This is a genomic window from Allobosea sp. 05T438 (assembly GCF_056396025.1).
Genome location: NZ_JBFTKQ010000004.1, coordinates 234,290 through 248,415 on the forward strand (window position 1 = coordinate 234,290; position 14,126 = coordinate 248,415).

General features: G+C 63.8%; 10 protein-coding genes. 3 read left to right on the forward strand and 7 right to left on the reverse strand.

Features of this window, described 5'->3' with window-relative positions; genetic code table 11:
- The first annotated feature begins 194 nt into the window (after window positions 1-194).
- Window positions 195-1,181, forward strand: coding sequence for an AraC-like ligand-binding domain-containing protein (locus AC1DIN_RS11770; RefSeq protein WP_476809918.1), 987 nt, complete (start codon window positions 195-197; stop codon window positions 1,179-1,181).
- A 28-nt stretch (window positions 1,182-1,209) separates the two neighbouring features.
- Here the strand turns inward: AC1DIN_RS11770 and AC1DIN_RS11775 are convergent, their stop codons facing one another.
- Window positions 1,210-1,980, reverse strand: coding sequence for a response regulator (locus AC1DIN_RS11775; RefSeq protein WP_476809919.1), 771 nt, complete (start codon window positions 1,978-1,980; stop codon window positions 1,210-1,212).
- Window positions 1,981-2,493: 513 nt separating this feature from the next.
- Here AC1DIN_RS11775 and AC1DIN_RS11780 point away from each other — a divergent pair.
- Entirely contained in the window at window positions 2,494-3,540 is a 1,047-nt protein-coding gene (locus tag AC1DIN_RS11780) for a DUF1254 domain-containing protein (RefSeq protein ID WP_476809920.1), read from the forward strand.
- Between the two features lie 208 nt (window positions 3,541-3,748).
- Entirely contained in the window at window positions 3,749-5,026 is a 1,278-nt protein-coding gene (locus AC1DIN_RS11785) for a DUF1254 domain-containing protein (RefSeq protein WP_476809921.1), read from the forward strand.
- Window positions 5,027-5,246: 220 nt separating this feature from the next.
- Here AC1DIN_RS11785 and AC1DIN_RS11790 read toward each other — a convergent pair whose 3' ends face one another.
- The 6 genes from AC1DIN_RS11790 to AC1DIN_RS11815 form a co-directional block, all read right to left on the reverse strand.
- Entirely contained in the window at window positions 5,247-6,830 is a 1,584-nt protein-coding gene (locus tag AC1DIN_RS11790) for a bifunctional aminoglycoside phosphotransferase/ATP-binding protein (RefSeq protein ID WP_476809922.1), read from the reverse strand.
- Between the two features lie 459 nt (window positions 6,831-7,289).
- Window positions 7,290-7,565 (reverse strand): c-type cytochrome, encoded by a 276-nt coding sequence (locus AC1DIN_RS11795; RefSeq protein ID WP_476809923.1) that lies wholly within the window; start codon window positions 7,563-7,565, stop codon window positions 7,290-7,292.
- Window positions 7,566-7,833: 268 nt separating this feature from the next.
- Window positions 7,834-8,163, reverse strand: coding sequence for a c-type cytochrome (locus tag AC1DIN_RS11800; RefSeq protein WP_441470184.1), 330 nt, complete (start codon window positions 8,161-8,163; stop codon window positions 7,834-7,836).
- A gap of 309 nt (window positions 8,164-8,472) precedes the next feature.
- The gene (locus tag AC1DIN_RS11805; RefSeq protein ID WP_476809924.1) at window positions 8,473-8,802 is read right to left on the reverse strand and encodes a hypothetical protein; all 330 of its coding nucleotides are present in this window, start codon (window positions 8,800-8,802) and stop codon (window positions 8,473-8,475) included.
- A 450-nt stretch (window positions 8,803-9,252) separates the two neighbouring features.
- Window positions 9,253-10,713 (reverse strand): efflux transporter outer membrane subunit, encoded by a 1,461-nt coding sequence (locus AC1DIN_RS11810; RefSeq protein WP_476809925.1) that lies wholly within the window; start codon window positions 10,711-10,713, stop codon window positions 9,253-9,255.
- Between the two features lie 135 nt (window positions 10,714-10,848).
- Window positions 10,849-14,124 (reverse strand): efflux RND transporter permease subunit, encoded by a 3,276-nt coding sequence (locus AC1DIN_RS11815; RefSeq protein WP_476809926.1) that lies wholly within the window; start codon window positions 14,122-14,124, stop codon window positions 10,849-10,851.
- Window positions 14,125-14,126: the final 2 nt, after the last annotated feature.

Consider the following 14,126-nt stretch of genomic DNA (forward strand, 5'->3'; position numbering starts at 1 on the left):
ACCAGTCGTTCGGCGCGTATCATGAAACGAAAACCGAGGAGATGGCTCGCAGGCGACGTTGCGTCCCAATCATCCGGAACGGCGTATCAGGGGGCGTCTGAATGCCTCTTGACGGTGGGCAGATCTCCGGCATCTAGAAACCTCTCTGATGCGCGGCGACCGGCAGCGCGGCGTGGGCACGGGCGGGCTCGGCGATGAAGGAAGAAGGCAGCCACGCGCGCCGGATTTTCGGCGACTGGCGCGAGACCATCGCGCCGATCTTCGATGTCCGGCCGCTCGCAGCGGACTGGGATGCCGGGTTTCATGCCGAGCTCGACCGGCATCATCTGAGCACCGCGCTGGTCGGGCGCGTGGCGACGAGCGCTCAACACTACGAACGCTCAGAAGGCCTGATCGGCGCGGTCGGTGTCGATCATCTGCTGATCCAGCTCTACGAGGCCGGTCATACGACGCTCGACCTGGACGGGGAGGAAACGCACGCCGGTCCGGGCGACGTCCTGGTTTTCGACCTGTCCCGCCCGGTGCGTTCGCACGCCAGCGACATGCGGGCGGTCAGCCTGGTGCTGCCGCGCAGCCTTCTCGCGCTCGATGCCAGCAGCCTCGACCGCGTGCACGGCACTGTGCTCTCCTCGGCGAGCCCACTCGGCTCCCTGGCGGGAGATCATCTCCGCAGCCTGCTGAAGGCGGCGCCCACGCTCGAACCGACCGCGGCACCCGATATCGCCAAGGCAAGCGCGCAGTTGCTGTCGGCCTGCCTGTCGCCATCGCTGATGGGCGACCGCGAAGCCCCTGCCACGCTGACGGCGACCGTCGCCATGATCTGTCGCTTTATCGACCGCCATATCGGCGATCCCGCCTTGGACGCCAGAATGCTCTGCAGCGCATTTGGCATGTCGCGCTCGGCATTGTACCGGCTGTTCGCACCGATTGGCGGCGTTTCGGACTACATCCGCCAGCGCAGGCTTGCGCGTGCGCGCCTCGCACTCAATGCCGCGACGCGCGGGAGGGGTGGCGTCGGAAAGATTGCGCGCCAGTTCGGCTTTTCGAGCGATGACGCCTTCTCGCGGGCCTTCAAGGCACAGTTCGGCATCGCGCCCCGGGACGCCGCGCATCTGCGCATATCGCCGTCGATCGAACCGGACGTTGGCAGCCTGGCGAACTGGCTACGACAGTTGGCGTGATCGTTAGCCCCCGAAAGGCCTGCAAAGGTCATTCGCGATGCATCAGTCCACGGCCCAGGTCGTGCGGAGCTAATGACTGACCTGTGAAGACGTAGCCAACTCCTCGCACGGCTTTGATGAGCGGGAGCGCATTCTTGTCAGCCTCGATCTTCTTACGCAGGCGTGAGATCTGCGCGTCAATCGCTCGGTCAAACGCCTCGTAATTGCGGCCTCGTGTCAAATTCATCAATGTATCTCGTGAGAAGACGCGCCCGGGATGCTTAGCCATCACCAGCAGGATGTTGAACTCTCCCGTCGTGAGATCGACTTCCGCTCCCTCCGGCGTCACCAGTCGACGTTGCTGCGCGTCGAGCATCCATCCATTGAATCGGATCACCTCCCCTTCTTCGGTATCGATCGATTGAAGGGGCCGTGAATGGTGGCGGCGCAGCACAGTGCGTAACCTTGCCAGGACTTCCCGCAGATGAAACGGCTTTGCGATGTAATCGTCGGCCCCGATTTCCAGTCCGACGATCCGATCCACAACCTCGTCGCGCCCCGTCAGCATGATGATCGGCACATCCGACCTTGTGCGGACCTCGCGCGCCAGCGCCAATCCATCCTCGCCGCCAGGCAAGATCAGATCCAGCAGAATGATGTCGATCGCGAAGCGCTGCAACGCATCGCGCATCCCCCGCCCATCCGCCACCGCGCTGACGTGATAGCCTTCCTCTTCGAAGTAGCGGGCCAACATCTGGCGGATGCGCGGATCGTCGTCCACGACCAAAATATGGGCGTTGCGGGACGCCGGTTCGGCCATGGCGGAATGTTCCGGATAGGGCCACGGGGCGGATGTTACGATCGGTAACAATTTTATGCACACGCTAACACGCAGACCGTTGCAGCGCCATTCGGCGCGCTTTCTTCCCGCCGAGCAGTTCCGCCCTCAGTTCGCCAACTGGCTGTGCCGGGACATGGTCAACGCTCAAGCGATACCGGTGTTGTTCGCCCGCAGGAATGCCGAAAAGCGCGTGTGCAATCTGGTCTGATTGCGTTTGCCGGCAGAGGCCTTTCTGCCAGTCACATTGAAACGCCCCCTCGCGGACGTTGATAGGCCCGAGACGGGTGGAAAGCGCACCTTGCAGAAAAGGCCGTGTCATGTCCGGCGTCAGAGCGCTGGCTGACCTGTCGCACGCTGCATTGCCTCCCTCGAGTGCGTCTGATCAACTCAAGCCACGACACCAGCAGAATCCATCGTCAGCAGTCAAAAACGCCAAAACCGCGATCCCGCTGTGCCGGGTCGATCCGACGGTCTGTGTGAAAGGGCTATTCCATGAAGGCGACGCTCGTATTGCATGCCACGATCCTCGCCCTCGCCACGGCAGGGATGGCCTCGGCCCAACCGGCATCGCCGGGCGGGAATTCCGGCGGTGCCATCAAGGTCACTCCGGACAACTTCGTTCGGGCCGAGTCCGATCTCTACTTCAGCAATGTCGTCAAGGACGGCGGTTTGGGTAAGTTCGTGCATCGGCGCGAGCCTGCGGCGGTCAACAATCAAACCGTGATCCGCCTGAACCGCGACACGCTGTATTCTGCGGCGGTCTTCGATCTCGATGCCGGCCCTGTCACGATCACGATCCCGGATGTCGGCAAGCGCTTCGTGTCGATGCAGGTCATCAACGAGGACCAGTACACCCCGCAGGTCAGCTACGGCTCTGGCGCCCGCACCCTGACCCGCGAGAAGGTCGGCACGCGTTACGCGATCGTCGCAGTGCGCACCCTGGTTGATCCAGCAGATCCGAAGGATGTCCAGCAGGTGCATGCCCTGCAGGACGCGATCAAGGTCAAGCAGAATGGCCCGGGCACCTTCGTTGTGCCCGCCTGGGATCCAGCGAGCCAGAAGAAGGTGCGCGATGCGCTCCTCGTCCTGGCCTCGACGCTTCCCGATGCGAACCGCATGTTCGGCACGAAAGCGCAAGTCGACCCGGTTCGTCGACTGATCGGAGCCGCCTCGGCCTGGGGCGGCAATCCCGACAAGGAGGCCATCTACCTCAACGTGACGCCAGCCCGAAATGATGGAACGACGGTCTACAAGCTGAACGTCAAGGACGTGCCGGTGGATGGCTTCTGGTCGATCAGTCTCTACAATCCGGAAGGCTATTACGAAAAGAACCCGCTCGACGCCTATTCGCTGAACAACATCACGGCAAAGAAGAGCGACGACGGATCGATCACGGTTCAATTCGGCGGCTGCGACGGCAAAATCCCCAACTGCCTGCCGATCATGAAAGGCTGGAACTACATGGTTCGCCTTTACCGGCCGCGCGCCGAAATCCTGAGCGGCAAGTGGAAGTTCCCGGAGGCGCAAATCGTTCGGTAAGCGCGGTGCGTCGGCGGCGTTCATGCGAAACGCTCACTGCTTTCAAGCAGAGCCGCCGGCTGCAGGTTCGCCGAATGGACAAAGCTCCGGCAAATTTAATCTTCACTGAGATGAGGTCAGCATGTTCCGCGCTCTCAGCATTTTCCTGATATCGGTTGTCGCTGCTCTTCCTCTGAGTGCGGGAGCACAGACTCCCTCTGCGGAGCAGGTGCGCGCCATCGCGAAGGAGGCCTACATCTACGCCTATCCGATCCTGGAAGGCTATCAGACCTGGCGGAAGCAGGCGGTCGACGACAAGGCGCCTGAATATGTCGGGGGCTTCAACAAGTTCCGGCATTATTCGGAGCCTTTCACTCCGGACAACAAGGACATCGTCACGCCGAACAACGACACGCCCTATTCGTGGGCGTGGCTCGATCTGCGGGCCGAGCCGATCGTGGTCTCCGTTCCGGCCGTGGCCAAGGATCGCTACTACGTGATGCAGTGGATCGACCTGTTCACGCAGAACTTCGCTTATATCGGGGTGAGGTCGACCGGGTTCGGCGCCGGCAGCTACATGATCGCCGGCCCGAAATGGAAAGGCACCAAGCCCGCGGGCATCAAGCGGGTTTTCCGGGCCGAGACCGACATCGTCGGCACGCTGACGCGGACCTCGCTGTCGGGACCCGAGGATGTCGCGAACCTGAAAGCGCTGCAGGCGCAGTACAAGCTCCAGCCCCTGAGCGCATTCCTGGGCCATCCCGCACCTCCGCCGGCGCCCGCATTGTCATTCCCGGCCTATGACCCCGCCAAGGCGCGCACGCACGACTTCATCGGCTATCTCAACTTCATGCTGCAACTGGCTGAGCCGCCGGACCCCAGCGAAGTGGCCTTGCGCAAGCGCTTCGCAACGATCGGCATCGAGCCGGGCAAGGCGTGGGACCCGGCGAAGGTTGCTCCGGCGACGCTCGCCGCCATCGATGCTGGTGTGAAGGACGGCCAGACCGCGATCGACGCGCTCGCGGCGAAGACTTTCGATACGAACGGCCTCTTCGGCTCGCGCGCGCAGCTCAAGAACAACTACCTCAACCGCGCCGTTGCCGCGATGAAGGGGCTCTTCGGCAACTCGATCGAGGAAGCGTGGTATGGCGGCTATCTCTGCGACGGCACGAAGCCATCCGTCGTGCACTTCACGAAAGCCAGCCTTCCGCCGGGACGCTTCTTCTGGTCGATGACAATGTACACACTGCCGGACCGGCTGCTGTATGCCAATGCGATCAATCGATACTCGATCGGCGATCGAACCAAGGGGTTGGTCTACGGCAAGGACGGTTCGCTGGATATCTACGTCAGCAATACCTCGCCGGGGGCCGGCAAGGAGAGCAACTGGCTTCCGGCTCCTGCCGGGCGATGCAGCCTCGTTGCGCGCGTGTATGGCCCCAGCAGGGCCGCCATGACGGGGAAATGGAAGCTCCCGCCATTGCAGCCCCTCGGCGCCGCACAATGATGCAGCCCGCCGGGCGACTTTTCCCGAAGCCATGCACATCGAAGGAATTAGCGGTGCGTTTGCGTTTGCTCCTCGATCGGGAGTGCCTTCCGCGACAGAAACGATCTGAGGCAGCGTTCCGGCCCCCCAGTCTCTCGACTGACCGCCGGCTCCGCAACAGGGTAGCTTTGAGCGCGATCCCTCGTCACCTGCGAGACGGCCTGCGCTGCCGGCCTCCCGCCTATCCCATGCCATGGGTTTCCGGTCGCGTGCAGACCGGATTCGGCCAGATTGCCTGCACCGTCGTGTGAGAGCCGATCTCGGCAAGGGCTGCGGTTGCGACGACGTCGACGTCGCCCCGCGCCGGGATCCACGCCCATTCCGTCGCCGCACCATGCCGGGCGATCTGAGCCATAACGACGTCCGGCGTGGCATCGGAGGGATCGCCGTGGCGGGCAGCCACGCGCTGAACGAGCATCTGTTCGGGTGCCTGAAGCCAAAGGCCGCAGAATGGCACACCGGCGCGCCGGGCAACCTCCTCGATCCGCTCGCGTTCGGCACGACGGTCGAACACGGCATCGGCGACAGCCGCGTGGCCCTGTGCCAGCGCGCTCTCCGCGAGTTGCGTCATCGCGCGATAGGTCCGGGCAGAGATCTCGTCGCTATAGGCATCGGCGGATAGCCGCGTCTCGGCGGCGACACCGCAGAGCTTCTTTCGGATCCGATCGCTTGCCGAGATCCGAGCGCCAGGCGGCGGCCCGAGCGTCGGCGCGACTTGCGCAGCGAGCGTCGATTTTCCCGAACCCGAATAGCCGCCGATGGCGACGAACATGGGCCGCCTCCCCTTCAGAAGGTCGCGGCAAAGTTGGAGATAAGCTTGCGCCTCGGACGACCGCGAAGCCGACGGTTTGCCGCTATCGATGGCGGTGACATGTGCACGCACGGCAGCTCTCACCGCCATGAAGAAGGGCAGCAAGCGGATGCCGGTCTCATCGCCCGTGGCGTCGAGATAGCGATTGAACAGGATGTTCGCGAGCGGCGCGAGCTTGCGGTGCCAGAGATCCATCAGAACGAAGGCGAGGTCGTAGAGGACATCCACGGTCGCAAGGTCCTCGTCGAACTCCAGGCAATCGAAAAGCAGCGGCTTGCCCTCGACCAGGCAGATATTGCGCAGATGCAGATCGCCGTGCCCCCGTCGGACCTTCCCTTCCCGCGCTCTCCGGTCGAGCAGCCCCGCATGGCGCGCAAGCGCTTCGCGGCAAGCGGAGATGACGGGCTCCACCTCGCTCCGTGACAGTATATCGGCATGGGCGAAGGATCGTTCGTTGACGGTGAGCACGCGCTCCATTCGCTTCGCTCCGTCGCCATCGGTCGAGACGGGCGCCGTGCGGTGGAAACGTGCGACCGCTCCTGCGAGCTCGGCCATATCGTCTGCCGTGAGACGCCCGCGCTGCGCCATTCGGTCGAACAGGAAACTGTCGTCGAAGCGCTCCATCTCCAGCACGGCGTCAACCAACTCGCCCTGACCATTCAGCGCCAGATCGCCGTTCCGCTCACGCGTGATCCTATGAACCGCACGATACAGATCTGGCGCAGTCCGGCGGTTCAGCATCAGCTCGTGCTCGCACATCGCCAATCGCCGTTCCGGCGTCGACAGATCGACGTAAGGCAACTTGACCGGACGCTTCAGCTTGAGCGCGCGGGGGCCGATCAACAGCACAATCGAAATATGGGTGGAAACCATCTCGATCCAGTCGGCGCCACCACCGAAGCCGTCGGACGATCCCAGAAAGCAGATCGTTCCGTTCTGGCTGGCAATCTGCATAACGAGACTCCGTTCGAACGAACGATCATTCTCCCGTCGCGCAAAACGGCATTGATATTCGTCAAGTTCAGCCGTCTTAAATCTCTTTCTCTCGGAAGACGCCCGAACGCCCGAACGGCGCAAAACGAAAAAGTGCGTCGGCGCAGTTCTCCAATCAGCCCGCGTGCTTGTGCCAGATCAGGGACAGCGGACGGCTCACCGCCAATTTATAGGCCGAGCGCTTAGGAAGGCCGTCGCCATGCCCGAGCGAAGCGCGGTTCGCGAGCGAATGCTGCGATGTCAGGTTGCAACCGATGGAGCCTGCCTGACACCCGAGACGGACGACTGGACTCCCACGTCGCCGTGTCTTCAGCTTTGAGCGGGCGCGTTAGCGGCGCTGGTCTGCGTCGCCATCCATGCGGTCAGAGCGCGGCGCGAGTGGGCCTCTCCTGGCGCCACGTTGCAGAACGGCGCTGATCCCTATTTCACCCGGCGCTTGATGTAAGCGACGAGATCCGCAATCTCGGAACGCGTGAGCGACAGGTTCGGCATGCGCGTGTCATGCGGGTTCGCCAGGAAGGCTGCGAGCGTCGCTTCGTTGAAGCGCCCGGTCCTGCTGATCTGGGCAAAAGTCGGGACAGCGTCGGAGGCCCGCCGCTGCCCGGGCGCAACGACATGGCACTCGGCGCACCAGCGCTCGGCAATCCGCTGTCCTCTGGCGCTATCGGCGGCCGCTCCCTCACTCGCAGGTGCCACGAGCAGAGCCGCAACGACGCCCAAATATGCGCGGCGTCCACCTGCCATCCCCATAACCATACCCTCCCCCGAGTTCCCTTCGAGTGGTTCGCCGGCAACCCCGCGCCGGCGGCGACCCTCGCAGCAGCAGGCCGAGGAAGCATGCCTGGGCGCGGCTGCCGCGCGGTTCGGACAGATCGATGGGGCGGTTACACCAGGCCCGACGCGCGGGAGGCCGCCGGCAAATTCGCCGCGCTCCGCCGTTTGACCGAGTGCTTTCGACTGCCCGTCACTGTCCCCCCTTCAAGCTGAGGATGTAGGCAGCGACATTGGCGATTTCGTCTGCCTCCAAGATCAGGTTCGGCATTGTAGGGTGAGACGTCCGGAGGAACGCATACAACGCCATCCCGGTCATGCCGCGCGTGTTCGCGATCGCGCCGAACGGCGGCGCCTGGGCGTTCGGCGAAGAAGGCTGCCCGCGCTCCACCGCGTGACAAGCAGCACAAGCCTGCCGCGCGAACGCCAGCCCCTGTTGCGTGTCACCCGTCTGCTGCGCGCTCAGGCTTGCAGGCACAACCGAAAGGACCGCACCAACCGCAAAGCCCCGCAGGCGTCCCATGACCAGACCCTCGCTGTTAACGCAGTTTATTGAATAGAACAGCAGATGGCTATACCGTCGGCGTCGCGGTTACCTTGCGTTAGATCCCGCCCCTGGATCAGCGCGCGCTGGTCTGCAGCACGTTGACCGGCCCGTTCCGACCAGGGGCATTCAGCCCGATCGGATCCGGCTCCAGTCATCTTCGTACGCCGCAATTCGTTGGGGCGCGAGACCGGAGAAAGCGATCCCGACTTCGAAAACTCGGTCTGGGAACGAACGAATGGAGCGCTGCTTCACTCCCGAGAGGATGTGCGATGACCGCCGAAAACGTCAGTTCGTTGCACCGAGAGACAGTTTTATCTCCCTGACCATCGCCATGCAGCCTTTTACATCCTGCTTTTGCGCGAGGATACKGGCTTTGGCCAAGCGATCATCGAGCTCGTTCCAAGCCTCTTTGCTGGCCTGCGCCATCGATTGCGCAGTCGGCTGCCGGTGGAGCTTGGCCTGCGCCGTTTCGTCGTACTCAGGGGTCTCTTTCCGGCTCTGAACGAGCTGTTCAATCTGCGCGATCTCGCGCTGGCATTCTCCCGTTTGGCCAAAGGCCAAAGAGCTTTGAAGGCAGAGAACTATCGGCAGCGCCACACCTAACCGTTTCATCATGACGAAACCTTCGAGGCGTTGGACCTTCCCAAGCAATGAGCGCCCAAGCGCAGGGCTGGCACCTAACAATACGGATCGATCGCATCATGGCCGCGCTAGCCGCATCCGGGGTTCGGAGCTTTCAAGATCGAGCCGCCCGGTATGCTTCTCCGGTCTTCGGCGCGACCACGGTCATATCCACGGCTCGTCCGCGAGAACGCGCGCAGTGTAGCATGAACTCATCGAGAGATTCAGTGGCCACTTGAAGCGCCGGGTTATTGACTTGGAGCTTGCGGCGACGCCGCTGAGAACGGCGCCGATCTCGACCGCGCCAGATCCGCATGAGCGCGCCGGAGGCAGATCAAGGCCGAACGCAACTGGCGCATCGGTGGACAGGAACGCGTTCCAGATCCGGCTCGGGCCTCCGAGATGCCGGATACATGCGGGGTTGCGGCAGCCGTCTGAGCATCATCAAAGAGGTGGCAGATCGCGGGTCCATCCGCCGCCCAGCGCCTGAAACAGGCTCGTCGCGGCAAGAAAGCGGTTTAATCTGACCTGCGCCAGATTATCCTCGGCGGCAAAGAGCGTCTGCTGGCTCTGCAATACGCTGATGAGATTTGCCGTGCCGCCGCGCAACTGCGCTTCTGCGACTTCGAAGGCCCGGCGCGCACTGGTGACGACCTCTGACTGAAGCCTTTCCTGCCGGGTTATCTGGGTCAGCGCCACCAGTGCTTTCTCAACATCGGCAAAGGACGAGAGAACCGACTGACGGTAGGCCTGCAGGGCCTGCAGTTGTGCCCCCCTCGCTTGGTCGAGTTGGCTCTGCAGGAGCCATCCGTCGAAGATCGGCTGCGTCAAACCGGCGGCCAGCGTATAGTACCAAGCACCCGGCCCAAACAGCGAGGACAGCGCCTTGCTTTGGAAGCCGCCAATACCTGTAAGCTGGATCTGCGGAAAGAAGGCCGCCCGCGCTGACTCGACGCTGAAATTCGATGCGGCGAGCTGTGCCTCAGCCTCCAGCACATCGGGTCTGCGGTGCAATAGCTCCGACGGCAGGCCCGGCGTCACCCGCGGCACCGAAACCTTCGCCATACCACCGCTGATCACTCTGAAATTCGCAGACGCCCGGGCGAGCAAAAGGGCCAAGGTCACATTGTTCTGAGCCGCGGCTACCTCGAGTGGCGGGACCGTCGCCTTCTGCGTCGCGACGAGTGTCTCCTGTTGGGAGAGATCGAGCTGCGACACCGTTCCGGCGTTGAATTGCTGCCGCACCAGCGTCAGTATCCGCTCGGCCGCGGCGACGTTGCTGTAGGCGATCCGCAAGCGGTCGTTGGCCGTCAGGATCTGGAAGTAGGTATTGGCGACGCTGACGGTCGTACTGAGGGTGACGACGTCGCGATTGTACCTGGCCGCTATGGCATTCTCCTGCGCGGCATATAGGGTCGCGCGGTTCTTTCCCCAGAAGTCGATCATGTAGCTCGCCGTCAGCCCGACGCCGACCTGGGACCTCGTGCTGGACCCCGAACTGCCGCTGTTCGTCGGCAGCCGTATGCGCTCTGCGTTGCCAGTTCCAGTCACGGTCGGGAGCAACGGCGCACCGGCGATCCCGGCCTGCGCATCCGCCTGGATAATCTGTGCGACTGCGACCGCGATGTCGAGGTTCGCGGATTGCGCGGCTTCGATCAGGCTCGTGAGCTCTGCAGAGCGGAAGCCGCGCCACCAGTCGAGACCGGGCAGCGCCGCGTCGGGGCTTCGGTTTCCGCCTCGGTAGCTGGCGGGCACCTCCAAATCGGCAGCCGGATGCTCGCTGCCGAGAATGCAGCCCGACAGGCCGAGCGCAATGGCGACCAATGCGCCGATGCCGCGCCAGCGGAACGAAGGCGCGTGCCTTGCCGAGATGCAAGTCGAAGCGAACGCAACGCGGTCACGCATGCATGTACTCCCCCGCCGATTCTCGAAGTTCATCCGATCGCGCCGCGAAGCGATAGACTTGGTCGGGCAACGGGGAAAGTTTCGGCATGGGGAGCCGTCGCAGAGCAGGCTCCACGGCCTCGCCGTCTTTCCGCATCATGCCGTGGCATCAGGGGCGGGCGCAGGCCGACGCCTGCGCAGCTTCCCGCACCAGGCGCGAAAGCGGTCAGCGTGGAGATAAACGACCGGCGTCGTGTAGAGCGTCAGAATCTGGCTCAGGACCAACCCGCCGACGATGGCGATGCCAAGCGGGCGCCGCAGTTCTCCCCCTTCGCCGAAGCCGATCGCGAGCGGCATCGCGCCGAGCATGGCGGCCATCGTCGTCATCATGATGGGCCGGAACCGCAGCAGGCAGGCCTCCTGAATGGCTTCGAACGGGGGCAGGCCGCGCTGGCGCTGCGCCTCGAGCGCGAAGTCGATCATCATGATCGCATTCTTCTTAACGATGCCGATCAGCAGGATCACCCCGATCAACGCCATGATGCTGAATTCGACCCCGAAAGCCATCAGCGCGAGCAATGCGCCGACCCCGGCCGACGGCAGCGTCGAGAGGATCGTCAGTGGATGCACGAAGCTCTCGTAGAGCACCCCCAGGACAAGGTAGATCGTCACCAATGCCGCCAAGATCAGATAGGGCTGGCTGCCAAGAGCGTCCTGGAAGGCGCGGGCCGTTCCCTGATAGGTGCCGTGGATGGTGACGGGCACGCCTATCCGGTTCATGGCGGCCTCGATCGACTCGATTGCCGTACTCAGCGACACATCCGCCGGGAGGTTGAACGAGATGGTATTGGCGACGAGCAGCCCCTGATGGTTGACGGCGAGCGGCGTCGCGCCCTGCTCGAAGCGCGCGATCGCCGAGAGCGGTATCATCGTCTCCTGCACGGTGCTGACAGCCGAGCCCGTCGAGACCGCTCCCTTGCCGGTCGCGCCGATGGAGTTGGTGGCGAGATTGCGGGCCGCATCCGCCGCGACGCTGCTCGCCGGGGTCGATTTGCCCGCGGCCGCGACCGTGCCGGCGACCGCATTGGTTGCCTGAGATCCTCCAACCGACCCACCGGCGGTGCTGATGAAAACCTGCTTCAGCGTTTCCGGGTTCTGCCAGAAGCGCGGCGCCACCTCCATGATGACATGGTATTGGTTGCGCGCGACATAGATCGTCGACACCTGCCGCTGGCCGAAGGCGTCGTAAAGGGTGTTGTTCACCTGCGCCATGGTGAGGCCGAGGCGCGCGGCCGTATCGCGATCGACGATGACGTTGGATTCCAGCCCCTTGTTCTGCTGGTCGCTGTTGACGTCGGCGAGCGTCGGCAGCGCCTGCAGCGCGGCGGTGATCCTCGGCGTCCATTCCGCGAGATCCTCCAGGGTCGAGCCCTGCAGCGTATACTGGTACTGGGCATTGCCGACCCGGCCGCCTACCCGGATATCTTGAACCGCCTGCAGGAAGAGGCTCGCACCGGGCACGACTGCCAGATCCCGCCGCAGGCGCGCAATCACTTGGTCGGCAGAGACGACGCGTTCGGCGAGCGGCTTCAGCGCGATGAAGACGCTGCCGGAATTGGTCTGCCCGCCGCCGGTGAACCCGACGACGGTGTCGACGGCCGGGTCGGCCTTCACGATCGAGACGAAGCGCGAAAGCTTCTGCTGCATAAGCTGGAAGGAGATGCTCTGATCGGCCTGGATGGAACCGACGATGCGTCCCGTGTCCTGCTGGGGAAAGAAGCCCTTCGGAATGGCGCCGTAAAGATAGAAGTTGAGGCCCAGCACGGCTGCGAAGACCAGCATGATCGCCCCGGGATGGCCAAGCGCGACTGTCAGCGTTCGCCTGTAGCCGCCCAGCATCCAGGCGAAGACCCGCTCGCTGCCGCGATATAGTCGGCCATGCCGAAGCTCGGAATTCCTGCGCAGGAGCGCGGCGCACATCATCGGTGTCGTCGTCAGCGAGATCAGCAGCGAGATGATGATCGCCAGCGAGGTCGTCATGGCGAATTCGCGAAACAGCCGCCCGACGATGCCCCCCATCAGCAGGATCGGGATGAACACTGCGACCAGCGAGATGCTCATGGACAGGACCGTGAAGCCGACCTCCTGCGCTCCCTGAAGCGCGGCCTCGCGCGGCTCCATCCCGCCCTCGACATGGCGCGCGATGTTTTCGAGAACCACGATGCAATCGTCGACGACGAACCCCGTCGCGACGGTCAAGGCCATCAGCGACAGGTTGTTGAGGCTGTAGCCGAGCAGGTACATCGCCGCGAAGGTGGCGATCAGCGATACGGACACGGCCACGATCGGCACAAGCATGGTCCGCCAGTCGCGCAGGAACGCGAACACCACGGCGATCACCAGCAGGATCGCGATCAGCAGCGTGCGCTCGACATCGTTGAGCGAAGCCCGGATCGTCGTGGATCGGTCGACGGCCGGCGCGAGATCGATGGCCGGCGAAATGGAGGCCCGGAGCGTCGGCAGGAGGGCCTTCACCCGGTCGACCACGCCGATGATGTTCGCGTTGGGTTGCCGGAACAACACGAGGAGAACGCCGGGCTTGCCGTCGACGAGCCCGGCATTGCGCAGATTCTCGACTGAATCCGTCATCTCGCCGATATCGGACAGCCGGATGGGCGCGCCGTCGCGATAGGCGATGGTGAGGGAGCGATATTGTTGCGCCTTTTCTGCCTGGTCGTTGGCATAGATCTGGTAACGGCGATCGCCGACATCGATCCCGCCCTTGGGACTGTGGGCGTTGGCGCTGGCTATGGCGGCGCGGACGTCCTCCAGGCCGATGCCGTATTTGTAGACGGCCTGCGGGTTCAGCTCGACCCTGACGGCCGGCAGCGAACCGCCGCCGACGATGACCTCGCCGACCCCTTCCACCTGAGACAGCTTCTGCGCGAGCACCGTGGAGGCCGCATCGTAGAGCTCGCCCCGGGTCTTCGTGTCCGAAGTCAGCGTCAGGATGAGCACGGGCGCATCCGCCGGGTTGACCTTCCGATAGGTCGGATTCGCGCGCAGGCTTGCCGGCAGGTCGGCGCGAGCCGCGTTGATCGCAGCCTGCACGTCGCGCGCAGCGCCGTCGATGTCGCGCTTCAGGCCGAACTGGAGGGTGATCCGCGTTCCTCCGACCGTGCTTGACGAGGTCATCTCCGTCACATCGGCGATCTGGCCGAGATGGCGCTCCAGCGGGCTCGCCACGGTCGCCGCCACATCTTGCGGGCTCCCGCCCGGCAACGTGGCCTGGACCGAAATTGTCGGGAAATCGACCTCCGGCAGGGGGGAGACAGGGAGCTGGAAGTAAGCGACGGCGCCCACCCCGGCAAGCCAGACGGTCAGCAGCGTGGTCGCAACCGGTCGGCGGATGAAGGTCCCCGACGGGTTCATGA

Coding starts and splice junctions, on each gene's coding strand:
- AC1DIN_RS11790 (WP_476809922.1), bottom strand. CDS start 6,830: ATGCAGATTGCCAGCCAGAACGGAACGATCTGCTTTCTGGGATCGTCC.
- AC1DIN_RS11770 (WP_476809918.1), top strand. CDS start 195: ATGAAGGAAGAAGGCAGCCACGCGCGCCGGATTTTCGGCGACTGGCGC.
- AC1DIN_RS11815 (WP_476809926.1), bottom strand. CDS start 14,124: ATGAACCCGTCGGGGACCTTCATCCGCCGACCGGTTGCGACCACGCTG.
- AC1DIN_RS11800 (WP_441470184.1), bottom strand. CDS start 8,163: ATGGGACGCCTGCGGGGCTTTGCGGTTGGTGCGGTCCTTTCGGTTGTG.
- AC1DIN_RS11780 (WP_476809920.1), top strand. CDS start 2,494: ATGAAGGCGACGCTCGTATTGCATGCCACGATCCTCGCCCTCGCCACG.
- AC1DIN_RS11810 (WP_476809925.1), bottom strand. CDS start 10,713: ATGCGTGACCGCGTTGCGTTCGCTTCGACTTGCATCTCGGCAAGGCAC.
- AC1DIN_RS11775 (WP_476809919.1), bottom strand. CDS start 1,980: ATGGCCGAACCGGCGTCCCGCAACGCCCATATTTTGGTCGTGGACGAC.